We start from the raw sequence: 24,616 nt of genomic DNA, 5'->3' as shown, positions 1-24,616 counted from the left end.
GAGCGCCTACCCGTGAGGCGGGAGGCGTAACGCGATGCGGCCGCCCTCCGGCCGTGGTCGCGAACGCCCTCGTCGGCAGGTGTGACGGCGTCCCTCGGGGTATGGCCGAAAGCGTCGGACCTTCACCGCGGAAGGAGCGAGGAATGCCCAAGACGACCAAGAAGGGGACGGCCAAGAAGAGCGAATTGCCCAGCACGATCGAGCGTTCGGACGAGAAGGCCCAGCGCACGTTCGCCAAGGCCCACGACTCGGCGGTCAAGGAGTACGGCGAGGGCGAGCGGGCCCACCGGGTGGCGTACGGTGCGCTGAAGCACACGCACGAGAAGGTGGGCGACCACTGGGAGCCGAAGGACAAGGGCGCCAAGGGGCCCTCCGATCCGCAGTCCGAAGGCGGCCGTGACACGTCGCGCAAGAGCGCCGGCGGCGTCGACATGAACGCGTCCAAGGAGCACCTGTACGACCTGGCCAAGAGGATGGACATCCCCGGCCGCTCGAACATGAGCAAGAAGGAACTCGTCGACGCCCTCCAGAAGGCCAACGACCGCAAGACGGCGAAGGCCCGCTCGAAGAGCTGACACGGAGACGGTTGAGAGGAGACGACGATGTCCGAGCACACCGAGGAACCCGAGCCCCGTCGGCCCAATCTCCGTACGGGCTCCGAGACGCCGATCGATCCGGAGGACCTGGCGATGGCCGAGGGCCGGGACCCCACCCCGGAGAACATCGAGCGCGCGCGGCGGCGCATCGAGAGGCTCGGCGCACGGGAGGCCGTCGACAGAGCCACCCCGTGACGACCGCGCGCTGCCGCCGTTCGTCCGTCGCGCACCGGCCGTTCCCTCGTGGGGGCGGCCGGTTTTCGTCGTCCTGCACGCGATGGTTCTTTGCGTGGTGCGGAAGCGCTTTTTCTCGTCTCCTCGCCGGGAGCGGGACGCCGCTCGCTTAACGTTCTGTCGGTGATCTGTTGGCGCAGGCTCGCCGGCCGGGTGCGGAATATGCGACGGGCCGGTTCTTCGGGGGAGACGGCATGAGCTTGCTCGGGAGGACGAGACCGCAGGAATCCGTGCGTTCACCGGCGAGCCGGGCCGGACGCCGAATTCGCTGGTGGCCGGTCGCGCTGTGCGGCGGCTGGCTGGCGCAGGTGGCGGTCCGGATCATTCTGGCCGCTTTCCATGGATTTCCAATTCTGATTCCGGACGAGTCGGGGTATCTGCTGGCGGCACGGCTGCTGGCCGGTGGCGCGTCGAGCGACCTGTCCGGGCGCGTTCTCTATCAAGCCGGTTATTCGCTGCTCATCTGCCCGGCGTTCTGGCTCAGCGGCGATCCGGTGACCGTTTACCGGATCGTCCTGGTCATCAACGCCGTGCTCGGCGCGTCGCTGCTGGTGCCCGCCCACGTGGCGCTACGACGGCTCGGCCTGTCACGACGGCGGGCCTTCCCGTTGGCGATGGTGACGGCGTCCCTGCCGTCGGTGGTCTACTACGGGCAGTACGCGATGAGCGACGCGGTGCTCCCGCTGGTGGTGCTCACCTGGCTGCTGTGCGTCCACTCCTGGGTCGCCCGGCGGGGGCCGGGATGGGGGATCGCCGCGAGCGCCCTGGCCGCCTACTGCTGCAGCGCGCACGTCCGCGGCCTGATCGTCGTCCTCGTGCACGGGGGGCTCCTGGTGGTCCTGCTGGTGCGCCGCCGGCTCCCCGGGCGCGACCTCGCGGCGTCCGCCGCGGTGCTGGCCGTCGGCGTGGTGGCCGGGTGGGCGCTGAACTCCTGGGTCCGCGCGGAGATCTACCCCGGCGGTCCCATGGCGCTGGGGCCGCTGGTGGTCGACCGGCTGACCACGTGGAATGGATGGGGCTGGACGCTCGGCCTGGCCGTGGGGAAGATCTGGTACCTCACCGTCTCGACCTGGGGGCTGGCCGGGGTCGGCCTGGTGGCCGCCGCACGGGCCGTGCTCGGCCGGAGCACGCCGCTCCCGACGCGGGCGACGGCGGGTCTGACCCTCGCGACCCTGGCCGGGATCGCGCTGGCGACCTCGGCCGCGACACCGGATGAGGGCACGGTCGCGAACTTCGCCTACGGCCGGTACGTGACCTGTCTCGCTCCCGCATTGTTCCTGGCCGGGGCCGCCTGCGTCGCACGCGCCACGCGGGTGACCGCGGCCAAGGCGGTGGCGGCCGCGGCCGTCCTGATGCCGGTGTGCGCCCTCGTGGTGTGGCTGCACGCGGGCGTCCGCCTCACCCGCTCCTTCTTCCTGTCCCTGGACTTCCCCGAGATGAGCGCGCTGACGTGGAGTTGGGACCGCCTGCGGCTCTGGTGGGTCACGGCGGCCGTCCTGGTGCTCCTCCCGGGCCTCGTCCTCGCCAAGGGCCGTAGGGCCGGACCGGTTCTGGCCGCCCTCGTCACCGCCGTGAACCTGGCCGTGGTCGCCGCGGTCGTCGGGCGGGACGCCCGCTACTGGGCGGACGCCCTCTTCAAGGCGAGCAGCCTGTCCGACGCCGGCCTCCGCCCTGAGGACCGCGTCGGAATCGACTACCGGGATATGCGCTGGCAGATTTGGGTCTCTCAGGCATTTCTGGTGCAAAGCCATCTGCAGCCGATCGACCGCTTCGACTCCCGGACGCTGCCCCGGGGACTGACGCTGGTCATCGTGCCCTGGGACCCTCAGCAGCCACCGAGGGGAACGTGGCCCGCCGCTCCCCTGGATTTCGTTCCTATCTCGGCTCATTGGTCCGATTCTGGGAGCTGGGTCGCCTGGCGGCGCCGGTGACGAACAAGTGGTACGCGTCCCCTAAGCCGTGAATCGTACGGTCCTGGGCCAAAGGTGACGGTCGCCTTTTCCGCGGGAATGAGCCTTGCTCGATCATTAACCGATGCGCGCGTCGGGCGGCGAGCTGCGGGGTATTCACATCGCGCAATCTTCGGTCAATCCGAAATCCAGCCTTCTCGACTTGTTATAGGTGTCCAAATTGACTGGTTACGGAAAACGAAGGGCGGCTCGCGGCAAGATGCGGTCGCGTGTCGTACCTCTGGCGACCGCCGCGGTGGTCAGCGGCCTCGGCGTCGCGATGGCACTGCCGGGGTCGGCCGACGCCCAGCGCATCATGCCCGGGGCGTCCTCTCTGCGGTCGGTGGATCTCCCGGCTTACGACTTCTGCGAAGAAAACGACATCAGCTGCTGGGAGAACCTCGGCGGCGGCGGCGACGGCGACGGCATCCCCGGAGTCCCGGCGCTCGGGAACGGGGGAGCCAAGGCGATCGTCAAGGGCGGCGGCCACGCGCTGCCCGGCATCGAGGGCGCGGAAGGCCCGCAAGGCCCCGAGGGACCGCGAGGAATCCGCGGCAGGAAGGGTCGCGAGGGCCGCATGGGCCGCCGTGGCGCCACCGGCCCCACGGGTCCGACCGGACCTGGCGGCCTGACCGGCGCCACGGGCCCGACCGGTCCCACGGGTCCGACGGGTCCGACGGGTCCGACCGGCCCGAGGGGCCGTCGCGGCAACACCGGTCCGACGGGTCCGACGGGTCCGACGGGTCCGACCGGACCTGGCGGCCTGACCGGCGCCACGGGCCCGACCGGTCCCACGGGTCCGACGGGCCCGACCGGACCTTCGGGCCAGACGGCCTGCATCGACTCGACGGTTCAGGGCAACACGAAGTTCGTCGCACTGACCCAGAACGGGCAGGTCTTCATTCAGCAGGTCACGCTGACGCCGACGCCCACGCCCGGTACCTTCCAGAACTTCACTTCGGTGTTCACCAACGCGTTCCCGGGATTCGTCCCGAACTGCGTCACCGTGACGACGATGGGCAATAACGTGCACGTCACCGTCCGCGGCACCAACAACCAGGTTCTGCAGTCCGCGTGCACCGTCAACCCGACGTTCACCTGCGGAACGCCGATCAACCTCGGCACGGCCGCCTTCCGCATGGCGCTCCTGCCGTCGCGGCAGCACAGGATCGCGGTCCTGGACCGATAGGTCGGCGAGCCGCCGGTCGTCGTCCATCACCGTGATCATGGGTCCCGGGCATCACGAGGCTCCCGATGCCCGGGACTCCGCACGTCGGTGCGGGATCGGTCAGAGGCGGTTCCACACGTAGGTGGGCAGGCCGTGCGCGGAGGCGATGGGCTTCCACAGGGCGACCACCCTGCGCTTGGCGGGACCGGCCTTGTCGTTGGCGGTGATGGCGTCCTGGTAGGGCGCCGTCAGCGGGGCGACCTTGCCGCCGCACCCGCGTGCCCGGACCTTCTTCGCCCACGCGAGGTACGCCTGGTCGGCCTCCAGTGAGTCCTGATAGGCCATGATCATCGCCTGACGGAGACGGGAGCCGTTCGGCAGCCGGTCGACGTGGAGTGCCTTCGTCCGGGACAGTTCCTGCTGCCGGTCCCGTACGACCCGCTGGAATCCGGCGACGCCCGCGGAGACGTCGTCGCACGTCCGCAGGCGGGCGGGCAGGTGCCCGCGTGCCGTCTGCCCGGTCTTGAGGACCTGGTCCACGGCGGAGGCCTGCTGCGCGGCGGTGTCGGCCGTCGTCTTCTGTGAGGTGGGCGTCCCGCCCCCGCTCCCCGAGGAACCCTGCGTCAGGGCGTAGGCGAGGCCGCCGACGACCACGACCGCCGCGGCGATCCCGCCGACCAGCAGAATCTTCCGGTTGTTCCTCTTACCGCCGGTGCCCGGCGGCTCCCCGGGCTGCCCGGCGGCCGGGGGAGCGCCCTGGTCCCAGCCGTTCGGGTGGTAGCCGGGCGGCGCGGCGCCGTACGCAGGGCCGCCGAAGGGCTGTCCGACGGGCGGACCGAGGTACGGCGCCGGGGCGGTCTCCGGAGCGTTCCAGGGGGCGGGGGAGGGCTGGGACGGCGGCGGACCTCCCACCGGAGGACCTGGGTGCCGGCCGGCCGGAGGCGGGTCGGCCGCCATCGGCCCGCCGACCGGAGGGCCCAGGATCTGCGTGGCGTTGCCGGGATCGGGCGGGCCGTCGTCCGCGCCGGCGGCCGGCCGGGGGTCCGGCGGTGCGGTCCAGGGGCGATCCTCGCTCGGCTCCCAGATCGACGGGAGGGGCTCGGTCCGCGGGTTGGGCGGTGCGGTCGGTGAGTCGCCCGGCATTCCCATGGGGGAGTGCGGGCCCGGGCCGGGGTGCTCTCCCGCCGACGGGAGCAGCGTGCCGCACCGCGGGCAGGCGGACCGGCCTGGGGGCACCTCGCTCCCGCACGCGGGGCAGTCCATGTGCGATCCCTTCTCCTCGACCGACGTGCTCAGACGGAACTCCGACGGAACATTGTGCCGCCCCGCGGTGAGAGGTCGGCCTCGGGCCCAGGGAGAGGAGGACCGCAGGCGGAGACGCGGCGGGTGAGGGAGCAGCCTCGGAGCGTCCCAAGACGGTCTCCGTGACGGCCCGGCACCGGCCCCGTATCGACCGAGGTAGGCAAAGCGCACATCATTACGCAATCCAGACGTGACCAAGTCGCCTGCCTGTCTTAATTGACCCCCACGAGGATGCCTCGCGTCCGATCTTTCTCTTCCGAGAGGACCACGGTGTCTTCTGTCCCTCTTCGCCATGCGGGCGCGCTCGGCGCAGTGGCCGCCACGCTGGCACTCGGCGCCCTGGTCGTCCCCCGGGTCGCCGGCGCCGCCCCCTCGTCCGACGCGCTGATCGCCGAGGTGTACGGGGGCGGCGGCAACTCCGGCGCCACCCTCACGCAGGATTTCGTCGAACTGGCCGACCGCGGCTCCCAGCCGGTGTCCGTGGACGGGTGGAGCGTGCAGTACCTGTCGGCCTCGCCCGGCCCGACCTCGAAGTGGCAGGTGACCAGGCTGACCGGCAGCATCCCCGCCGGCGGGCGTTACCTGGTCGCCGAGGCGAAGGGCAGCGGCGGCACGGTCGCACTGCCCACGCCGGACGCCACGGGCTCGATCAGCATGTCCGCGACGGCGGGCACCGTCGCCCTGGTCACCGGCTCCGACGCGCTGACCTGCCTGACCGCCGCGGACTGCGCGGCCGACTCGCGCGTGCGCGACCTCGTCGGGTTCGGCGGCGCCGTGGTGCGCGAGGGCACCTCCGCCCCGGCGCCGAGCAACACGACCTCGGTGAACCGCGGGGCCGGCCTCGCGGACACCGACGACAACGGGACCGACTTCGCCACGGCGGCGCCGACGCCCGCGAACAGCGGCGGAGGGTCCGGCGACCCGTCGCCGACGCCGACGCCCACCCCGACCGATACGCCGACGCCGGGCAGCGTGCGGATCCACGACATCCAGGGCACGACGCGGATCTCCCCGGACAACGGGAAGCCTGTCACGAACGTCCCGGGGACCGTCACCGGAGTCCGGGCGACCGGCTCGTCGCGCGGGTTCTGGTTCCAGGACCCGCAGCCGGACGACGACCCCCGTACGAGCGAGGGTCTCTTCGTCTTCACCGGCTCCGGCACGCCGGCGGTGAAGCCGGGCGACTCGGTGCTGGTCTCCGGCACGATCTCCGAGTACTACCCCGGCGGGGCCGCCGGCGGCAACCAGTCGGTCACCGAGCTGAGCAAGCCGAAGTGGACGGTGCTCTCCTCCGGGAACCCGCTCCCGGCCGCGTTCGCCCTCGGCCCGGACACCGTCCCCGCGGCGTACACGCCGGACGCGGGCGGGGGCAGCATCGAGCCGCTCGCGCTTCAGCCGTCCACGTACGCGCTCGACCTGTTCGAGTCGCTGGAGGGCATGCGCGTACGGGTCGACGACGCGCCGGTGATCGCGCCGGCCAACGAGTACGACGAACTCTGGGTCACCACGCGACCGGCGGACCACCGCAGCGCCCACGGCGGAGTCCTCTACTCCTCCTACGACGACCCGAACAGCGGGCGGCTGGAGGTCACCTCGCTGCTCCCCGACGCGGAGCACCCCTTCCCGCAGGCGAACGTCGGTGACGCGCTGACCGGCACGACCGAGGGCCCGCTGGACTACGTCGGCTACGGCGGATACGAGCTGCAGGCCACGACCCTGGGCGCCCTGCACGACGGCGGTCTCACCCCCGAGGTGACGCGCAAGCAGGAGAACAAGGAGCTCGCGGTCGCGACGTACAACGTGGAGAACCTCGCGCCGAGCGACGCGCAGTCCAAGTTCGACCGGCTGGCCAAGGGTGTGGTGCACAACCTGGCGACGCCCGACGTCGTCGCCCTGGAGGAGATCCAGGACAACAGCGGCGCGGTCGACGACGGCACGGTCGCGGCGGACGTCACGCTCGGGAAGTTCGTCGACGCGATCGTCGCGGCGGGCGGCCCCCGGTACCAGTGGCGGGAGATCGACCCGGTCAACGACGCCGACGGCGGCCAGCCGGGCGGCAACATCCGGGTGGCGTTCCTGTTCAACGCCGGCCGGGTGTCCTTCATCGACCGTCCCGGCGGCGACTCGACCACCGCGGTCCAGGTCGTCGGCGACCACGGCGAGGCCGGGCTGTCGGTGTCGCCCGGGCGCGTCGACCCGGGGAACGCGGCCTGGACCGACAGCCGCAAGCCGCTGGCCGGCATGTTCGAGTTCCACGGGCACCGGGTGATCGTGGTCGCCGACCACTTCAACTCCAAGGGCGGAGACCAGAGCCTGCACAGCCGGTTCCAGCCGCCCACCCGGTCGTCGGAGGTCCAGCGGAGGCAGCAGGCGGCGGTCGTCCACGGGTTCGTCGAGGACCTGCTGAAGACGGACCGCAAGGCGAACGTGGTGGTCGTCGGCGACTTCAACGACTACCAGTTCTCCCCGGCCCTGCAGACGCTCACCGCCGGTGGCGTGCTGGAGGACCTGATCGGCGACCTGCCGCTTCCAGAGCGGTACAGCTACGTCTACGACGGCAACTCACAGGTGCTGGACCACATCCTGACCAGCCCGCGGGTGAGCGGCGGCGCCGACTACGACGTCGTTCACATCAACGCCGAGTTCGCCGGCCAGACCAGCGACCACGACCCGCAGGTCGTCCGGCTCCGGCCGAAGGGCTGACCGGCGCTCGCCCGGCCTGAGCCGGATCGCCGTTCACGGCCGTGACCCACGCCTCCGCGCGGGTCACGGCCGTGCCGTGTTCCACGACCCCCTCACCGCCGCCGGGGAAGCGGATCAGATGGGGTACATGCGGCCGCGTACGTAGGCGTAGACCCGTTCGACCAGCCCCGTTCCGGTGTCGATGAGCGTGGTGAGCGACAGAGGGTCGGAGGAGCGCTGCCGGACCGATGCCTTCGCCTTCACCTCGGCCGCCTTCCGGCCGAGGGCGGCGAGCTCGTCCGCGCCGAGGTGCTCGGTGAGCGGCGGGAACAGCTTCTGCTCTTCGGACCGCATGTGGGCGCAGATGTTCCTTCTCAGCTCCGCCAGGACGCGGGTGAGCTCCGCGCTCGGAAGATCGTGCCTTTCCAGCCGCCTCACCAGCGCCTCGATGGTCTCGTGCTCGTCCATGAACGGATCGAGCAACCGCGGCCCCTCGGGCAGGCGGTCGCGGACCACCGGATACAGATAGGCCTCCTCGGCGACCGAGTGCCGGATCATCTCGGCGATCAGCAGGTCGACCAGCGAACGCCACAGCGGTTCGGGCGCGGTGAGATGATCCAGCTCACACAGGAGCTGCCGGAGTTCGTGGTGGTCCTCGGTCAGGACGCTGCACAGATCGTCCGATGGGCTCATTCCGGCACCTCGAAAGTCGCTTCCGCGACGGCCTCCTTGCGGGCCGTGCCCCGGCCAGGGGCGGCCAAACCCGGCGCACGGCGAATCCGCCGGCGCGGGCGGCGCGCCGGAGGAGGCCCGCTCGGCGAGCGGGCACTCGGGGAAGCAGGTCGCAACCCGCATTACTCTGGCGGGCATGGTCCCCCGCCCCGACGCTCCGCCGAACACCGCCGAGGTCAAGCTCGCCCGCATCCGGGCGATCACCGACGCGGCGCTCGCGCACATGGGCGTCGACGACGTGCTGGACGAGCTGCTGGACCGGGTGAGAGAGATCCTCGAGGCCGACACCGCGGTCGTCCTGCTGCTCGACCACTCCGGCCGGCAACTCGTCGCGACCGCCGCCAAGGGCATCGAGGAGGAGGTCTACCAGGCCGTCAGAGTGCCGGTCGGCAAAGGCTTCGCCGGGAGCGTCGCCGCACGACGGGAGCCGGTGATCATCAGCGACGTCCGTACGGCGGACATCGTCAACCCGCTCCTCATGGACAAGGGACTGCACTCGCTGCTCGGCGTTCCGCTGGTGAGCGGCGGCGTGCTGCTGGGCGTCCTGCACGTGGGGACCACCCGGGCCCACCGGTTCACCGGCGAGGAGGTCGAGTTCCTGAGGATGGCGGCCGACCGCGTCGCCCTGGCGGCGCGTTCGCTGTTGTCGGAGACCGAGCAGACGGCCGCCCGCGAACTCCAGCGGAGCCTGGTCCCGGCCGCGCTGCCGGAGCTGGACGGCGTCGAGATGGCCGCGCGGTACAGCCCGGGGCGGGCGAGCGTGGGCGGCGACTGGTACGACGTGTTCAGTCTGCCCTCCGGGGAGCTGGGCATCGTGATGGGAGACGTCGCCGGGCACGGTCTGCAGGCGGCGGTCATCATGGGCCGCATGCGCAGCGCGCTGCGCTCCTACGCCCTCGAGACCGACGACCCGGCGGAGGTCCTGCACAAACTCGACCGCAAGATGCAGCACTTCGAGCCGGGGGCCATGGCGACCGTCCAGTACGCGATCTGCGATCCGGGTCTGGAACGCGCCAGGGTGTCCTCGGCCGGCCACCTGCCCCCGGTCCTCGCCCGGCCGGGGGAGCCGACCGTGTCCCTCGAACCGCAGATCCCCTCCGGCCTGGTGATCGGCGCCGACGTCACGGTGAAGCGCCACACGTCCACGATCGAGATTCCACCGGGCGCCCTGATGTGCTTCTACACCGACGGGCTCGTCGAACGCCGCCACGCCTCCATCGACGATGGCATCCGCAGACTGTGCGACGCCGTGCGTCCCGACCGCCCCGAAGCGGTCTGCGCGGCGGTCATGGCGGCGCTCGTCGGCCGCGAGCAGATGCAGGACGACGTCGCGCTCCTCGCGGTGCGGCGCGCTTCCGCCTGAGGCGCCGCGGCGGGTCGCCGGCGCTCGGAGGGCCGCCCGCGCTCGGAGGGCCGCCCGCGGAAGAGGCAGGGACCTTCGACCGTGGCGCATCGGGCGACCGGCCGTGTCTGCTGGAGCGATCGGCACCGAGCCGGGCGCGCGCCCGCGGAGCGGGCCGTCCGGGCGAGCGTGAGGAGTGACTGATGCGGGTGGTCTCGGAGTCGCGGCTGGCGGCGGTGCTGGCGGGACTGCCGCACCGGCCGCGCGTGGTGGCCGGCGGGAACTTCGCCACCCCCTGGCAGGCGCTGGCGGTGCTGGATGCGGCGGTCGCGGAGTACCGGTTGTTCGTGCTCAACGGCCAGGCGGGCCTGCCGGATCGGGAGGGGGTCGTGCTGGAGACCCCGTTCGTCGGGCCGGGACAGCGCGGGCGCGCCGGTCTGCGGTACTTCCCGTGCCGGCTGTCGCTGGTGCCGCACCTGCTGAACGAGGTGCTGGTGCCCGACGTCGTGATCGTGCAGACCTCCCCACCGATAGACGGGACCTTGTCCCTGGGCATCGAGGTGAACGTGCTGCCGGCGGCGATCGAGGCCGCGCGGGCGCGTGGCGGGCTGGTCGTCGCCCAGGTCAACCCGCAGATGCCGTACACGTACGGCGACGCGGCCCTGCCGGTCGGTGAGATCGACTACGCGATCGAGGCCGACCGCGCGCTGGCGGTGCCCGTACGGCGCGAACGGGGTCCGCTGGCACGGGTGATCGGCGAACGGGTCGCGGCGCTGGTGCCGGAGGAGGCGACGCTGCAACTGGGCATCGGGGCGGTGCCGGACGCGGTGCTGGAGTCGCTGCGAACCCGGCGCGGACTGGGCATCTGGTCGGAGATGTTCAGCGACGGAGTGCTCGGCCTGGAGAAGGCCGGAGCGCTGTCGTCGGCGCACCCGATCACCGCGTCCTTCGCGTTCGGGTCGCAGGAGCTGTACGACTGGCTCGACCGCAACCAGCGGGTACGGATGCTGCGCACGGAGAAGACCAACGAACCCGGCCTGATCGCCCGGCAGCCGCGGCTGGTCTCGGTCAACTCGGCCCTGCAGGTCGATCTGTTCGCGCAGGCCAACGCGGCGCGGGTGCACGGGGTGATCTACTCGGGCTTCGGCGGGCAGACCGACTTCGTGGTCGGCGCGATGCACTCTCCCGGCGGCCACGCGATCATCGCGCTGCCGTCCTGGCATCCGAAGGCGGACGTCTCGACCGTGATCCCGAGGCTGTCCGGACCGGTCACCTCCTTCCAGCACAGCTTCATCGTCAGCGAGCAGGGCACCGCCGCGATCTGGGGCCGTGACGCGGTGTCCCAGGCGCAGCAGATCGTCGACCGGGTGGCGCACCCCGACGCCCGCGAGGAACTGCGCGAGGCGGGCCGGGACCTCGGCTTCCCGCTGCGCTGACCGAGGGCGGACGCGTCGTTGGACCGGCATGGCGGGCCGACGGCGGTACGGTCGTGGGCATGACCACCCCCATCAAGGTCTTCCTCCTCGATGACCATGAGGTCGTGCGGCGGGGTGTCGCCGCCCTGCTGGAGTCCGAGGACGACATCACCGTCGTGGGTGAGGCCGACACCGCCGAGCGTGCCCTGGCCCGGGTGCCGGCCCTCCAGCCGGACGTCGCGGTGCTGGACGTGCGGCTCCCCGACGGTGACGGCGTGACGGTGTGCCGGGAGCTGCGCTCGCGCATGCCGGAGCTGGCCTGCCTGATGCTCACCTCCTTCTCCGACGAGGAGGCGCTGTTCGACGCCGTCATGGCCGGCGCCTCGGGATACGTGCTCAAGCAGATCCACGGCTCGGATCTGGTGGGCGCGGTCCGCACGGTGGCGTCCGGCCAGTCGCTTCTCGACCCGAGCAGCACCGCGAAGATGCTGGAACGCCTGCGCCGCCCTGCCCGCCAGGACCCGCTCGCGGACCTCACCGAGCAGGAGCGCAGGATCCTCGACCTCATCGGCGACGGCCTGACCAACCGCCAGATCGGCGAGCGCCTGTTCCTGGCGGAGAAGACCGTCAAGAACTACGTTTCCGGGATCTTCACCAAGCTCGGCATGAACCGCCGCACACAGGCGGCGGCCTTCATCACCCGCCTCCGTACGGACGGCCCCGATGACCGGCCGGGAGGCGCTCGAAATAGCATCTGATCATGACGAATGAAGCAGGTAACGGACGCATCGTGGTCGGCGTGGACGGTTCTGAGCCGTCGAAGCGGGCCTTGGAGTGGGCGATCCGCCAGGCCCGCGTGACCGGTGGGAGCGTGGAGGCGATCGCGAGCTGGCAGCTCCCCACGGCGTACGGGTGGGTGCCGCCGGCGGACGTGGACTGGGAAGGCGACGCGGCCAAGGAGCTGACCGAGGCGGTGCGGGCCGTCGCCGGGGACCAGCCCTCCGTCCCGATCCGATCCACGGTGGTGGAGGGCAACCCGGCCGAGGTGCTCGTGAACGCCTCCCGTGACGCCGAGCTCCTGGTCGTCGGCAATCGCGGGCACGGCGGGTTCGCCGGGCTGCTGCTCGGCTCGGTCAGCCAGCAGTGCGTGCATCACGCGCACTGCCCCGTGGTCGTGATCCACGGCGATGCCCCGGAGCACGGAAGCGCCTGAAGTACCTGCGGAGGCGGGGACGAAGGTCCCGCCGGTGGCGCGGCTTTGGCCTCTGCGGCGGGCCGGGTGGTCCGCGGTTGAGTAAAGGCAGCCGGAACAGCTCCGGCACCGCCTGAATGAGGTGAAGACGATGGCCGTCACCGACCGCCGCTCCGCGACCCACCGCCCGCACGCCCGTCCGTTCCACGCCGAGCCGGTGACCGAGCGGCCGGCCGCCCGCTACGTGTGGGCCCTGGCCCGCATCTCGCTGGGCTTCGTGTTCGTCTGGGCCTTCCTCGACAAGCTGTTCGGGCTGGGGCACGAGACCACGGCCAAGCAGGCCTGGATCCACGGCGGCCACCCGACCCTGGGGTTCCTGAAGTTCTCGGCGGCCGGCCCGTTCAAGGGCTTCTACCAGAGCATCGCGGGTGTGTCCTGGGCCGACTGGCTGTTCATGCTGGGCCTCGCCGGGATCGGGGCCGCGCTGATGCTGGGCATCGGGATGCGGATCGCGGCCGCGGCGGGCGCGGTCATGCTGGTCATGATGTGGAGCGTCGTCCTTCCGCCGCAGAACAACGTGTTCATGGACGACCACCTCATCTACGCCCTCCTGGTGATCGGCCTGGCCCTGGTCGGCGCCGGCGACACCATCGGCCTGGGCCGCTGGTGGGCGGGGACGCGCCTGGTCCGCCGCCTTCCCATCCTCAAGTGACGGTGACGGTCCCCGAGGGAAGAGCGCGTGGCGAAGGCCCGCGCTCTCTCCTCGTTCGTCCGCGGCGCGGACTCCGGAACGACGTGAGACGACGAACGGTGCGCTGGAGCCCTCCGGCCGGCCGTTCAGCCGGCCTGGCCGACACGGCGGCCGGTGATGCGGCTCGGCCGGATCCGCAGGTAGAGCTCCCGGACACCGCCCGCCCACGGCTCGACGCCCGCCTCACGCACCGACGCGCGCTCCTCCTCGGACTCCACGTGGTGCAGCGAACCCTGGATCAGAACGCTCCACCCCGCACGCGCCGCCGGGTCCAGCTCATCGATCTCGAACGCGACCTGGTACTCGGCGTTCGAGATCCCGGTGCGAAGGTCCTCATCGGTCGGGCTGTCCTGGGCGGTCCGGAAGACGATCGTGCCCTCGTGCAGCTTGTAGTTGACCGGGAGGATCGTCGGACCGTACCGGCCGACGTAGGCCAGCCGCCCGACACCGCCCGACGAGATCAACCGCAGGCACTCGCCCTCGTCCAGAAAGACCGGCGGGGGCGCTCCGCTGTCCTGCCCCTGGCCCGCAGTCCTCGCCTCGGCCGAGCCGGCCGCCTCACCCGTCATGCGATCACCCACATCGATCAGTCCCATTGAGCTCAGCCGGAGCCGTACCACCCGGGACGTTCCCCGATCCCCGCCGCCGAACCCGCCCCGCCGGGGCCCGGCCGCGTGGGCGGGACGTGCCCCGAAGTTCCACGGGGAACCGCCGGACGGCATCGATGGGAGGTGCGGCGGGGGACGGGGGCGAAGCGGGCCGCACGCAGCGAAGTAGCAGACCCGCTCCGCCAGGGGGAACCCCCGCCGCAACACTACCTTTACGTGACGGTAGGGTGAAGCCCGGTCGAGAGCGGTCACCCTGCCCGGTCACCGGGTCGGGAGCGGTCGCCCCGTCCTGGTCATCGCGTCCGCTCATCGCGGCCGGCCGGACATCCTCCCTCTCTGCGCCCGGCACGCCGTGCGGGGCCGCCGCCTGCCGCCCATCGCCCCATCACGGAGGATCATCGTGCCCACCTACCGCGTCCGAACGAACGACGGGGATCTGCGGACCGTCCAGGCGCTACGACTGTGCGCCGACCTTCATCATGTCCGCCTGGAGGAGCGCGCCGCCGGGGACTGGCGGACGGTGCTGGAGGTTCCGCTCGGGGAGGTCGAGCAGGTCCAGCGCCGGCTCAACGAGCCGAACGGAAGCTGGATCTGGATCACCGAGAAGCTGCCGGCCGCCCCGTCCGCATGAGGCGGTGGGCCGCCGGCTCAGGACGCGGATTTCAGCGCGTCGGTGAGTTCGGTGGAGAAGCGTTCGGCGTCGGCGAGGCGGGTGCGGATCTCCTCGCAGCGCAGTAGGACCATGTCGCGGTAGCCGGTCAGTCGTCCGGTCAGTTCGGACCGGCGCTCGGCGCACGGGTCGGTCCGGAGTTCGTCCAGGACGCCGAGCAGGTCCCGCATCTGCTCGAGCGTGAAGTCGAGCGGCTTCATCCGCTTGATGACCATGAGCCGGGTGACGTCCGCCTCAGTGTAGAGACGGAATCCGCCCTGGGAGCGCGCGGAGGGCGGGGCCAGGCCGACCTCCTCGTAATGCCGGATGGTGCGCAGGCTCAGCCCGGTGCGGTCGGCGACCTCACCGATCTGCATGTGCGTTGCGCCCATCCACGTCCTCCAGCGTCATCACCCGCGTCGCCTGCCGTAATCGCTCAAGCTTGCCACTTCCCGTCGTCCGGCGCGATCTACGGCCGGCCCGGCCGCGGGGGCCGCCGGGCCGGTGCCTCAGTCGCCGATTCCGGCCGCGAGCAGCGGGGTGAGCGTGATGTCGGGGTGCTCGCGTTCGATGGTGCGCAGGCGCCACTTGTCGCTGAAGACGGCGAGGAGGGAGCCGTCCAGGACCCGGGTGAGGACCTCGACGCCCCGCCGGCCGGCGAGGGCCTCCACCGACGCCTGGTCGGTGACCCGGGCGGTGGTGTACTCCAGGCGGCTCAGCTCGATCGGCGCGCCGAACTCCTGCTCCATGCGATGCGCGACGACCTCGAACTGCAGCGGGCCGACGGCGGCCAGCACCGGGGCCTGGTCGCCGCGCACGTCGCTGCGCAGCACCTGGACCGCGCCCTCGGAGCCGAGCTGGTCGATGCCGCGGCGGAACTGCTTGGCGCGGCCGTTGTCCCTGGCCCGGGCGACCATGAAGTGCTCGGGCGCGAACGCCGGGATCGGCGGGAAGACGATGGGGGTCTTGACGTAGAGCGTGTCGCCGACGGTCAGGCCGGCGGCGTTCGACAGGCCGATCACGTCACCGGGATAGGCGACGTCCACGGTGGAGCGGTCCCGGCCGAACACCGTCTGGGCGTACTTCGTGGCCAGTGGCCGGCCCGTCGGCTCGTGGATCAGGGTCATGCCGCGCTCGAACCGGCCGGAGCAGACGCGGATGAAGGCCAGCCGGTCGCGGTGCGCCCGGTCCATCCCCGCCTGGACCTTGAAGACCTGTCCGGAGAAGGGCCCGTCGACCGGGCGTTCCCGCCCGTCGGCGCCGGTCCGGGGCGTCGGCGCGGGGGCGAGCGCGCGGATCGCCTCCAGCAGGTTCCGTACGCCGAAGTTGGGCAGCGCGGCGCCGAACAGCACCGGGGTGCAGATCCCCGCCCGGTACGCCTCCAGGTCCAGGTCGGCGCCGATCTCCGCGACGAGGGCGAGCTCCTCCTGCGCGGTGTGCCAGGCGTCGCCCTCCTCGGCCGCCGCCCGCCCGGCCGGCACGGTCTCCTCGATCGCCCGCCTGGCCCCGCCCGGCGTACGGCGGTAGCGGGTGTACGTCCCGCCGGCGCGGTCGATCAGGCCGCGGAAGTCACCGGCGACACCGACCGGCCAGTTCAGCGGAGCCGGCTGCAGGCCGATGCGCTGCTCGACCTCGTCCAGCAGTTCAAGGGGCTCGCGGCCGGGCCGGTCCCACTTGTTGACGAACGTGATGACCGGGATGCCCCGATGGCGGCACACGTCGAACAGCTTGAGGGTCTGTGCCTCCAGGCCCTTGGCGGAGTCCAGCAGCATGATCGCCGCGTCGACGGCGGCCAGCACCCGGTAGGTGTCCTCGGAGAAGTCGGCGTGGCCGGGGGTGTCCAGGAGGTTCAGGAGCGTGTCGCCGAACTCGAACCGCAGCACCGAGGAGGTGATCGAGATGCCGCGGTCGCGTTCCATCTCCATCCAGTCGGAGGCGACTCCGCGCCGTCCGGCCTTGCCGTGGACCGCGCCGGCCTGCTCGATGGCCGCCGCGTGCAGCGCCAGGGCCTCGGTCAGCGTGGACTTGCCCGCGTCCGGGTGACTGATCACCGCGAAGGTACGGCGCCGGCCGGCCTGCTCCACGACGTCCGTGACCCGTTCGGTCTCCTGCTCGACCGCTGTCACCCTGGCGTTCCCTCCCGTACGTGCCCGTCTTCTCCCACCGGGCGCCTACCCTAACGTTAGGGTCGATTGAGGGTGGACCGTCCCGGACGACCGCCGGACTAGACGGCGGTGCCGAGGAGATAACCGAGGGTGGCGGCCAGCAGCCCCAGGGCCAAGCTCCCGAAGGCGTTGAGGCCGGCCTCCAGGAGCGAGCCCTCCTCCAGGAGACGGGCGGTCTCGAAGCCGAAGGTGCTGAAGGTGGTCAGGGCGCCGCAGAACCCGGTGCCGGCCAGGGCGACGACCGGCTTCGGCAGGTCGTGGGCGGCGCCGGTGAGCAGGCCGAGGATCAGGCAGCCGATGAGGTTGACGGTGAGGGTGCCCCAGGGGAGGACGCCGTTGCCGCGCTGCTGGACGAACCGGTCGATCAGGTAACGGCTGGGCGCTCCGAGGGCACCGCCGAGCAGCACCAACAGGACGGTCACCGCTCCTCCTCTCCCTTGTCGCGGCCGACATAGCGGTAGACCTCGACCGGCTCGAGGGTGACCAGGCCCTCGTCGATGAGCTCGTCGAGTTCGAGGAGGAAGTCGACGATCTTGTCTTCGGCGTCGACGATCACGATGGCCAGCGGCAGATCGTCGCTCAGGGACAGGATCCGGCTGGTGTGGATCCGGGACGAGGCACCGAATCCCTCGATGCCGCGGAACACGCTCGCGCCGGCCAGCCCGCGCTCGCGGGCGCGGTGCACGATCTCGGCGTAGAGCGGCTTGTGGTGGTACTGGTCGGTCTCGCCGATGAGGATCGTCACGCGGCAGGCGGTGCCGTGGAGTCTCATGCCCGCTCACTCCCTCGGTTCCGGCGTACGGGCAGCCCGGCGATCAGGCGGGCCAGCGCCATCCCGCACCAGACCGCGACCAGACCGCCCACCAGGCTATTGACCGCGTACGCGTCGGCGAGCGTCCACGCGCCGTGTCCCGCCAGATTCCTGATCTCTACGGCGAAGGTCGAGAAAGTGGTGTAACCGCCGAGGAAACCGACGCCGAGGAAGGGACGGACGTACCGGTTCGGCGGCCACACGTCGAGGACGAGCACCATGAGCAGCCCGAGGGCGAAGCAGCCGGTGAGGTTGATCGAGAACGTGGCCCAGGGGAAGTGACCGGGCTTGACCGGCATCGCCGCGGAGATGAGGTAGCGCGTGACGGTGCCGAGCGCGCCGCCGAGCGAGATCACCGCCAGGACGCTCCACTGCCGGTCGCGGCGCGGCGATCGCCTGGGCGCGAAGACGTCGCGTTCGGGATGGGCGCCCTCGCCGCGAAGGTCGACATCGGGGTCGGTGGGCAGGCCGGCGGGCTCCTCGAGGGGGTGGCCGACCGGGCCGTCGGGGGACGGGGAAGTCACGGCATCCTCTCGTTCGGCTGCATGCCACCTCCCTGACCTCGAGCCAGGGACCGTCAGCGGCCGCACCGCGGTTCAGGTGAGCCCCATCACCTCTGCCGTCTTCCATTCTGCCCTATGTCCCGAGACGCGATGGTCCCCCGTACGGGCGCAGCCCTGTCGGGGGCCATCGCGGAGATCGAGCACGGTCACCAGTGGTCGTGGTGGAGCACGGTCTCCAGGGGGCGCCGGCGGCGCCAGCCGTGCCGTTCGAGGTCCGGCACGGTCTCCAGGTGCGTGACCGGGCCCAGGCACAGCCAGGCGACCGGACGGATTCCGGCCGGGACGCCGAGCAGCCGGCGTAGGTACGGCTCCCGGTAGAAGGACACCCAGCCGACGCCCAGTTTCTCGGCGGTGGCGGCCAGCCACAGGTTCTGGATGGCCAGGCAGACCGAGTACAGTCCCGCGTCGGCGATGGCGTGCCTCCCCAGCACCGCCGGGCCGCCTCGTTCGGGATCGTAGGTGACCACGACCGACAGGCTGCTCTCCAGCACACCGTCGATCTTGATCCGGGCGAAGCGGTCGGCGTCGGCGCCCTTGAGCGTGGCCGCGAACTCGGCACGTTCGTGCTGAACGTGGTCGTGGAAGGCGCGCCGGACGGCCGGGTCCCGCACGAGGATGAAGTCCCAGGGCTGGGACAGCCCGACGCTGGGCGCGGCGTGCGCCGCGGTCAGGACGCGGTGCAGGACCTCTTCGGGTATGGGCGCGCCGGTGAACTCGGCGCGTACGTCGCGGCGGCGATGGATCAGGTCGTAGATATCGGCGTTCAAGGGCATGCTCCCGCTGCGTACGAGGACTCGTCCGGACGTCGACCCGGTCCGGGATCGACGGAGATCACGATCTTCCAGTGTCGAGCGGCTCACGGTGCACGCCCGTGGGGCATGCCGGAGCGGGCGGCGTGCGGCTTGCAGACGATCGAGCGCCTCCTCACCCGGGCCCGGCCGGACGCCGGGCGCGGCGCTCAGGGAACGTCCGTCCGGTTCAACCGCCGAAGAGCCGCAGGCGGTGTGCCATGGCCGCGGCCTCCCCGCGATTGGCGACGCCGAGCTTGGCGAGGATCCGGGAGACATGGACGCTGGCCGTCTTCTCCGTGATGAAGAGCCTCGCGCCGATCTCCCGGTTGGAGTGACCGTCCGTCAGCAGCCGGAGTACCTCGGCCTCGCGCGGTGTGAGCCCGAGCATGTCGATCTTCCGGGTCTCCTCCGCCGCCTCGGAGGCATCGGGGGTCGGAAGGCGTACGCTCCGGGCCAGCGCGTCGATCTCCTCCCGGAGGAATCCGGCGCCGAGGTCACCGGCCTCCTCCGCGGCGGCCGCGAGCAGCGCCCGCGCGGTGCGGTTGTCGCGTACGGCGATGGCCGCCTCGGCGGCGCGTACGCGCGCGTGGCAGGCGAGATGGGGATTGCCCGCCTTCTCCCACGCGGTGACGACATCGTGCCAGGCCGGGCTGGTCGTCTCGAGGGAGTCCATCTCGGCGGCGAACTGCGCCGCGTAGGCGTGCCATGGCGGAGTGTCGGCCGGGAGGCGGGCCGCCACCGCGGAGAGGACCTCGGTGAGGCCGCCGGCCGCGTGAGACTCCGCGAACGCGCGCAGCCGCGTCCGCGCCCGTACCTCGACCATCGCGCCGGTGGTGACCAGCGCCCACGTGTGGACCACGAGCTGGCCGCGCTCCGGCGCCGCGTCGAGGGCCCGCGCCAGCACCCGCCGGGCGTGATCGATCCGGTCCTCCCGCAGAGCGATCTCCGCGTCGAGGCGCGCCATCGGCAGGAGACCGTCCTCATGACCGAAATCCGGGCCGAATTCACCGGCGGCCAGCGCGAGGTACCGCTTGGCGGCCGCCAGGTCGCCGCGCGCGAGCGCGAGGTCACCGCGCAGCAGGTGCAGATAGGCCACGAAGACACCGCTGAGGTTCTCTTCCGACGCCTCCATCGCCGCCGCGGCGTCGGCCCAGCGCCCCATCGAGAAGAGGGCCATGCCGAGGTTCGCGGTCAGGAAGGCGCCGAGAGTGGCGGAAAGGCCGCTCTTGTGCGCCGCGTCCAGCCCCTCACGGGCGACGGTCACCGCCTCCGCGTACAGGCCGACGGCCCAGAGCTGGACGGAGAGGTTGACGCACGCGCGTGTCAGCCCGGGCAGGTCGTTGCGGCTCTTGGCGAGCACCCGCGCCGCCTCGAACACGGTCACCGCGTCCTCGTGGCGGCCGTCATAGGCGAGCGCCGTGCCCTGCGTCGTCAGGGCGGCCACCTGGAGCTCGTCGTCTCCCAGGGCGCGAGCGATCCGCACGGCCTCCCCGCTCACCCGGCTTCCGGCGGCGGCGTCTCCCCGAGTGGTCAGCGCGGAGCCCAGGATCTCCAGCACGGTGCCACGGGTGACGGACGTTCCCGTCGGGACCAGCCGCACGGCCTCCTCCAGAGCGGGCACGGCGTCCGCATGACCGAGGCGGAGCAGGAGCCTGCCACGGCGTGCGAGCAACAGCGCTGCTCTCTCGGGTTGCCGAGCGCGGTCGACATTGGCCAGGGCCTGCTCCGTCAGGACGAGACCCTCCTCATGTTCGCCGGCGAGCCACGCCGCGTGCGCCGCCTCGTACTCGAGTTCGTGCCGGTCCGCCGCCTCCGGCACGTGCGCCGACAGGTCCAGCGCGCGCCGGAGCAACTGGTACTGCTCGACGTGCGCGCTCAGTCCCTTGGCGACGGCCGCGGCCCGCAACAGGGCCGGCAGCTCGCGGGTCGGCTCACCCGCTCCCGCCCAGTGGTACGCGAGGCTGCTCGGCAGGTGTTCCGGCGAGAGGAGCTCCGGCCGGCCCTCGAGCGCGAGGGCGTACGCGCGGTGCAGCCGGATGCGTTCGCCCGGCAGGAACTCGTCGAAGACCGCCTCCCGTACGAGAGCGTGCCGGAAGTCGTACCCCTCGCCGTCCGCCGCGAGCACGTACGCGTCGATGGCCGAGCGCAGGGCATCGAGCAAGGCCTCGTCCGGCATGGCGGCCACCGCCGCCACGACCTGATGGGACACCCGGGACCGCTCGATCGCGACGAGCCGGATCACCCGTTGCGCCGGTTCGGGGAGGCGCTCGACCCGGCTGACCAGAAGGTCGCGCAGAGAGTCGTCCAGGCTGGACATCCCGCTGCGCCATACCCGGACCAGTTCCTCGACGAAGAACGCGTTCCCGCCGGAGCGCTCGAAGATCCGATCGACGAGCGCGGGTGGCGGCTCGGTGCCGAGCGCGCTCGTCATCAGCTCGGCCGTCTCCGCATGGGTGAAGCGTCCGAGTTCGATGCGCTGGACGCCCTCCACGCGATTCAGTTCGGCCAGGAACGGCCGGAGCGGATGGCCCCGGAAGAGGTTGTCGGTGCGATACGTCGCGACGATGAGAGCGCGGGTGCCCCGGAGGCTGCGGGCCAGGACGTCGAGGAGCGCCCGCGTCGACCGGTCCGCCCAGTGCAGGTCCTCGATGAGGAGCACCAGGGGCCGCTCGGCCCCGAGCCGTTCGACGAACACGGCGAACTGGTGGAAGAGCCGGGCCTGACCGGCGGGCGTCTCTCCGGTGGGGCCCGGCAGCAACAGCTCGGGGAACAGCTGAGCGAGCTCAGGCAGGGAGGGCAGCAACGAGATCAGCCGGTCCACACCGAGCCCGCGGACGAGCCCGCGGAGCGCCGTGATGATCGGCGCGAGCGGGAGGCCCTCCAATCCGGACTCCACGCACGCCCCGGACAGGACCAGCGCGCCGGAGTCCTCGGCCGCGCCGGTGAACCGCTCGACCAGCCGGGTCTTGCCGACGCCCGCCTCGCCACCGACCAGCACGACCTGCGGCCTGCCCCCGGCGGTCTGGTCGAGCGCCGTGGTGAGCCTCTCGTACTCTCGCCGTCTGCCGATGAACGACCGGTCGGGCGTCCTGTCCATGCTTCCTCCCGATGTGGCGGTGGGCGGCCGACGGGGCCGGCGACCGCCTCGCCTGGACGACGCGGGGTCCGGTATTCCAACGATGCGTGACCTTAACCGGTGCCCGTGGTCGGGAAGAAGCTCGAACCGCGGAGGGCCCCGGCGAAACCGCCGGGGCCCTCCGCAGTCGCGCCAGCTGGATCGGCCGGTCAGGGCCACGGGTTGAGGCGAACGGAATTGATCGGCGTGAAGTCGTAGTTCACGCCGATCGCCTGAGCGGCGATATGGCCGTTGGGTACGGTGCAGTTCGTGCCGTTATAGCCATAGCACAGATCGAGACTCGCGCCGCCCGTCTGGTTATTCGCGATCTGGTGCAACCCGTATTCGTTGCTGAGGTTGTGGTATCCGTAGCTCCAGAAGACGGCTTCTGGGTTACTGGTGGTATTGTCCTGATTCTGCGGGTAGATGCAGACCGCGCCGTCCGGGCATCCCTCCCATGTCGAGGCCTGCGCGAGGGTGACCGGGCCGAGCGCCATCGCGCCGGTCGCGGCGATCGCGAGCGCCGCGACCTTCCCGGCCGTGCTCCGCCAGGCGTATGCGGACCTGCTGAATGTGCGCTTCATGGTTGCTCCTTGGGTTTCGCGGAGAGAGGAAGAATCCGCGAGTGAGCCAATCACGGTCGGTGGGCGTCACGCCATTACACTTTCGTGGCGGTTCGTTCGACCACCATCGGAATCCGCTTGGCCCCGATCATCGTCCACTGGTCATGAGGTTCGACCTCAGAAGGGGAGGCGACGCGGATTTCCCGATAGCGGCTCAGCAGCATCTCGAGCGCGATTCTGGTCTCCAGGCGGGCGAGCGGTGCGCCCAGGCAGAAGTGGATCCCGTGCCCGAAGGCGAGATGCCTGTTCGACGGCCGGTGGACGTCGAAACGATCCGGTGCGTCGAACAGGTGCTCATCGCGGTTGGCCGACGCCAGCCATACGTTGACGAAACGTCCGGCCGGTATCCGCCGCCCGGCGAGCTCGGTCTCCCGGGTCGTACGGCGGGCGGTGCTGGTGAACGGAGGGCGGCTCCTGAGCACCTCCTCGACGGCCGCGGGGATGAGCCCGGGATCCCGGCGTAGTCCCGCGGCGACGCCGGGATTCTCGTCGAGGCACAGCACGGCGTTGCCGAGCGTGACCGTCGTGGTGATGTGCCCGGCGATCAGGAGTGCGCCCGTGAACCCGACGATCTCGTCGTTCGAGAGCCGGCGCCCTTCGACCTCCGCCCGGACCAGGCCGCTGATCAGGTCCGGGCCCGGCACCGCCCTCCTTCGTTCGATGTGCTCGATCAGGTAGGGCTCCATGTCCGCCAAGTGAAGATCATCGTCTCCGGTGCCGGGCGCGGTGCGGCCCCCGGCCAGCAGGATGTCCGCCCACCGGCGGAAGAGCACCCGGTCCTCGGCCGGGACACCGAGCATCTCGGCGATGATGACGACCGGTAGGGGATGCGCCAGATCGTCGATGAGCTCGAAGGCGCCCCCGCCGTCGGCCTTGTCGAGCAGTTCGGCGACGACGGCCGCGACGCGCGGCGCGAGCCCTTCGATCATGCGAGGGGTGAACACGCGTGACACCAGGCCGCGGAGCCGCCCGTGCCGCGGCGGGTCCATCCAGGAGAAGTTCCCGCTGTAGAACAGCTCCAGGCCGTCCGGGGTCCGGATGCCGTCCATCATCGCGACGGAGAAGGTGGACCAGTCCGAGAGGACGGTCAGCGCCTCCGCGTGGGAGAAGACGTGCCAGACGTCGCGCCGGTGATCGTGCCAGACGGGATGATCATGGCGCATCCGGTCGAGCCAGTCGAACAGCCGGGACGGCCGGTAGCCGCGGCCGGCCGTACCGGAGCCCGCCGTACCGGAGCCGGCCGGCGCTGGTCCCTCGCCGGTCTCCTGGGATGGGGTGTCGGGTGCGCGCACGGCTCAGGCCCTCCCGTCTTCCCGGATACGCGAACGGAGCCGCTCCAGCCGGTCGAGCACGGCGGGCAGCGGCGGCGCGGCGTTTCCCCCGCCGCGTCCAGACGAGGCGCTCCGCCCTGGTACGGGCGGCACGACCTCGATGTTCGGCCGGTCTCCGAGGTCCTTCAGATGGCGCTGCGTCACCGGGTTGTTCTCGCCCCCGGGCGGCAGGGTCGGCGCGACGGCGATCGCGGCGGTCGTGCACTGGAGCGCGGAGAGCATCGGGGTGTCGGTGAATCCCAGCGCGAACCGGGCGATGAAGTGCATGGTCGCCGGGTAGACGACGATCGCGTCCGGCCACTCGGCGTACCGGACGTGCGGGACGTCGGCGCCCGGGTGCTCGGGCCAGGTGTCCAGCGGGACGTCACGGCCGATGAGCGGCGCCAGCGCGCCGCGCGACACGAAGCGCTCGGCGCTGCGGGTGATGACGATCCGCAGGTCCGGCTCGGGATAGAAGTTCCTGAACCAGTTGATCCAGAACGGCAGCAGCGCCGCGGCGAGGGAGCCGGTGCCGAAGAGCAGCAGGCGGTCCGCGGTGAACGGCGGTGGCGGCCCCAGGGCCGGCATGCCGGGAGAGGTCTGGTCGTGGTCGTCCAT

At 71.6% G+C, this 24,616-nt stretch carries 24 protein-coding genes; 11 read left to right on the top strand and 13 right to left on the bottom strand.

What is annotated here, in order from left to right:
* The first annotated feature begins 143 nt into the window (after positions 1-143).
* The 4 genes from NDW01_RS24985 to NDW01_RS24970 all read left to right on the top strand — a co-directional run bounded on the left by NDW01_RS24985 (position 144) and on the right by NDW01_RS24970 (position 3,968).
* Positions 144-575: a ChaB family protein gene (locus NDW01_RS24985; protein ID WP_252824189.1), complete on the top strand. Its 432-nt coding sequence runs from the start codon at positions 144-146 to the stop codon at positions 573-575.
* A 27-nt stretch (positions 576-602) separates the two neighbouring features.
* Entirely contained in the window at positions 603-791 is a 189-nt protein-coding gene (locus tag NDW01_RS24980) for a hypothetical protein (protein WP_252824177.1), read from the top strand.
* A 233-nt stretch (positions 792-1,024) separates the two neighbouring features.
* Positions 1,025-2,761, top strand: a complete 1,737-nt coding sequence (locus tag NDW01_RS24975; protein ID WP_252824175.1) for a hypothetical protein — start codon at positions 1,025-1,027, stop codon at positions 2,759-2,761.
* Between the two features lie 238 nt (positions 2,762-2,999).
* Positions 3,000-3,968 carry a hypothetical protein gene (locus NDW01_RS24970; protein WP_252824173.1) on the top strand — a complete coding sequence of 323 codons (969 nt, stop codon included), beginning with the start codon at positions 3,000-3,002 and terminating at the stop codon, positions 3,966-3,968.
* A gap of 99 nt (positions 3,969-4,067) precedes the next feature.
* On the opposite strand, the gene NDW01_RS24965 is transcribed toward NDW01_RS24970, so the two are convergent.
* Positions 4,068-5,210 (bottom strand): zinc ribbon domain-containing protein, encoded by a 1,143-nt coding sequence (locus tag NDW01_RS24965; protein ID WP_252824171.1) that lies wholly within the window; start codon positions 5,208-5,210, stop codon positions 4,068-4,070.
* 309 nt (positions 5,211-5,519) lie between these two features.
* Here NDW01_RS24965 and NDW01_RS24960 point away from each other — a divergent pair, with 309 nt between their 5' ends.
* Positions 5,520-7,952, top strand: coding sequence for an endonuclease/exonuclease/phosphatase family protein (locus tag NDW01_RS24960; protein ID WP_252824168.1), 2,433 nt, complete (start codon positions 5,520-5,522; stop codon positions 7,950-7,952).
* Between the two features lie 114 nt (positions 7,953-8,066).
* Here the strand turns inward: NDW01_RS24960 and NDW01_RS24955 are convergent, their stop codons facing one another.
* On the bottom strand, positions 8,067-8,624 hold the full coding sequence (locus tag NDW01_RS24955; protein WP_252824166.1) for a hemerythrin domain-containing protein: 558 nt from the start codon (positions 8,622-8,624) through the stop codon (positions 8,067-8,069).
* Between the two features lie 175 nt (positions 8,625-8,799).
* Between NDW01_RS24955 and NDW01_RS24950 the strand changes: the two genes are divergently transcribed.
* The 5 genes from NDW01_RS24950 to NDW01_RS24930 all read left to right on the top strand — a co-directional run bounded on the left by NDW01_RS24950 (position 8,800) and on the right by NDW01_RS24930 (position 13,324).
* A complete protein-coding gene (locus NDW01_RS24950) occupies positions 8,800-10,026 on the top strand; it encodes a PP2C family protein-serine/threonine phosphatase (RefSeq protein ID WP_252824164.1) in 1,227 nt (408 codons plus the stop codon).
* A gap of 182 nt (positions 10,027-10,208) precedes the next feature.
* On the top strand, positions 10,209-11,441 hold the full coding sequence (locus tag NDW01_RS24945; RefSeq protein ID WP_252824162.1) for an acetyl-CoA hydrolase/transferase family protein: 1,233 nt from the start codon (positions 10,209-10,211) through the stop codon (positions 11,439-11,441).
* A gap of 59 nt (positions 11,442-11,500) precedes the next feature.
* Entirely contained in the window at positions 11,501-12,178 is a 678-nt protein-coding gene (locus tag NDW01_RS24940; RefSeq protein WP_252824160.1) for a response regulator, read from the top strand.
* Positions 12,179-12,180: 2 nt separating this feature from the next.
* Complete coding sequence (locus NDW01_RS24935) at positions 12,181-12,633, top strand: universal stress protein (RefSeq protein ID WP_252824158.1); 453 nt, start codon at positions 12,181-12,183, stop codon at positions 12,631-12,633.
* A 130-nt stretch (positions 12,634-12,763) separates the two neighbouring features.
* Positions 12,764-13,324, top strand: a complete 561-nt coding sequence (locus NDW01_RS24930) for a DoxX family membrane protein (RefSeq protein WP_252824156.1) — start codon at positions 12,764-12,766, stop codon at positions 13,322-13,324.
* Between the two features lie 125 nt (positions 13,325-13,449).
* Here NDW01_RS24930 and NDW01_RS24925 read toward each other — a convergent pair whose 3' ends face one another.
* Positions 13,450-13,932, bottom strand: a complete 483-nt coding sequence (locus tag NDW01_RS24925) for a pyridoxamine 5'-phosphate oxidase family protein (protein WP_252824144.1) — start codon at positions 13,930-13,932, stop codon at positions 13,450-13,452.
* Between the two features lie 439 nt (positions 13,933-14,371).
* Here NDW01_RS24925 and NDW01_RS24920 point away from each other — a divergent pair, with 439 nt between their 5' ends.
* Positions 14,372-14,602: a hypothetical protein gene (locus NDW01_RS24920; RefSeq protein WP_252784447.1), complete on the top strand. Its 231-nt coding sequence runs from the start codon at positions 14,372-14,374 to the stop codon at positions 14,600-14,602.
* Positions 14,603-14,619: 17 nt separating this feature from the next.
* Here the strand turns inward: NDW01_RS24920 and NDW01_RS24915 are convergent, their stop codons facing one another.
* The 10 genes from NDW01_RS24915 to NDW01_RS24870 form a co-directional block, all read right to left on the bottom strand.
* Positions 14,620-15,012 carry a MerR family transcriptional regulator gene (locus tag NDW01_RS24915; RefSeq protein ID WP_252824142.1) on the bottom strand — a complete coding sequence of 131 codons (393 nt, stop codon included), beginning with the start codon at positions 15,010-15,012 and terminating at the stop codon, positions 14,620-14,622.
* A gap of 117 nt (positions 15,013-15,129) precedes the next feature.
* Entirely contained in the window at positions 15,130-16,746 is a 1,617-nt protein-coding gene (locus NDW01_RS24910) for a peptide chain release factor 3 (RefSeq protein ID WP_252824140.1), read from the bottom strand.
* Positions 16,747-16,844: 98 nt separating this feature from the next.
* A complete protein-coding gene (crcB, locus tag NDW01_RS24905; RefSeq protein ID WP_252824138.1) occupies positions 16,845-17,207 on the bottom strand; it encodes a fluoride efflux transporter CrcB in 363 nt (120 codons plus the stop codon).
* Positions 17,204-17,557 carry a DUF190 domain-containing protein gene (locus NDW01_RS24900; protein ID WP_252824135.1) on the bottom strand — a complete coding sequence of 118 codons (354 nt, stop codon included), beginning with the start codon at positions 17,555-17,557 and terminating at the stop codon, positions 17,204-17,206. The genes crcB (NDW01_RS24905) and NDW01_RS24900 overlap by 4 nt, the downstream gene beginning before the upstream one ends.
* Positions 17,554-18,120: a fluoride efflux transporter CrcB gene (gene crcB, locus NDW01_RS24895; RefSeq protein WP_252824132.1), complete on the bottom strand. Its 567-nt coding sequence runs from the start codon at positions 18,118-18,120 to the stop codon at positions 17,554-17,556. The genes NDW01_RS24900 and crcB (NDW01_RS24895) overlap by 4 nt, the downstream gene beginning before the upstream one ends.
* 185 nt (positions 18,121-18,305) lie before the next feature.
* Positions 18,306-18,926: a 5,6-dimethylbenzimidazole synthase gene (bluB, locus tag NDW01_RS24890; protein WP_252824129.1), complete on the bottom strand. Its 621-nt coding sequence runs from the start codon at positions 18,924-18,926 to the stop codon at positions 18,306-18,308.
* A gap of 211 nt (positions 18,927-19,137) precedes the next feature.
* Positions 19,138-22,047: a helix-turn-helix transcriptional regulator gene (locus NDW01_RS24885; RefSeq protein WP_252824119.1), complete on the bottom strand. Its 2,910-nt coding sequence runs from the start codon at positions 22,045-22,047 to the stop codon at positions 19,138-19,140.
* A 188-nt stretch (positions 22,048-22,235) separates the two neighbouring features.
* Positions 22,236-22,649: a hypothetical protein gene (locus tag NDW01_RS24880; RefSeq protein WP_252824117.1), complete on the bottom strand. Its 414-nt coding sequence runs from the start codon at positions 22,647-22,649 to the stop codon at positions 22,236-22,238.
* A 74-nt stretch (positions 22,650-22,723) separates the two neighbouring features.
* Positions 22,724-23,980, bottom strand: coding sequence for a cytochrome P450 (locus NDW01_RS43945; protein WP_252824114.1), 1,257 nt, complete (start codon positions 23,978-23,980; stop codon positions 22,724-22,726).
* Between the two features lie 3 nt (positions 23,981-23,983).
* Positions 23,984-24,616, bottom strand: coding sequence for a flavoprotein (locus NDW01_RS24870; RefSeq protein ID WP_252824102.1), 633 nt, complete (start codon positions 24,614-24,616; stop codon positions 23,984-23,986).

This window comes from Actinoallomurus soli (genome assembly GCF_024055715.1).
Classification (GTDB): domain Bacteria; phylum Actinomycetota; class Actinomycetes; order Streptosporangiales; family Streptosporangiaceae; genus Actinoallomurus; species Actinoallomurus soli.
Note: the sequence above shows the minus strand (reverse complement) of the source record. Positions and strands in the feature narration are given on the sequence as shown.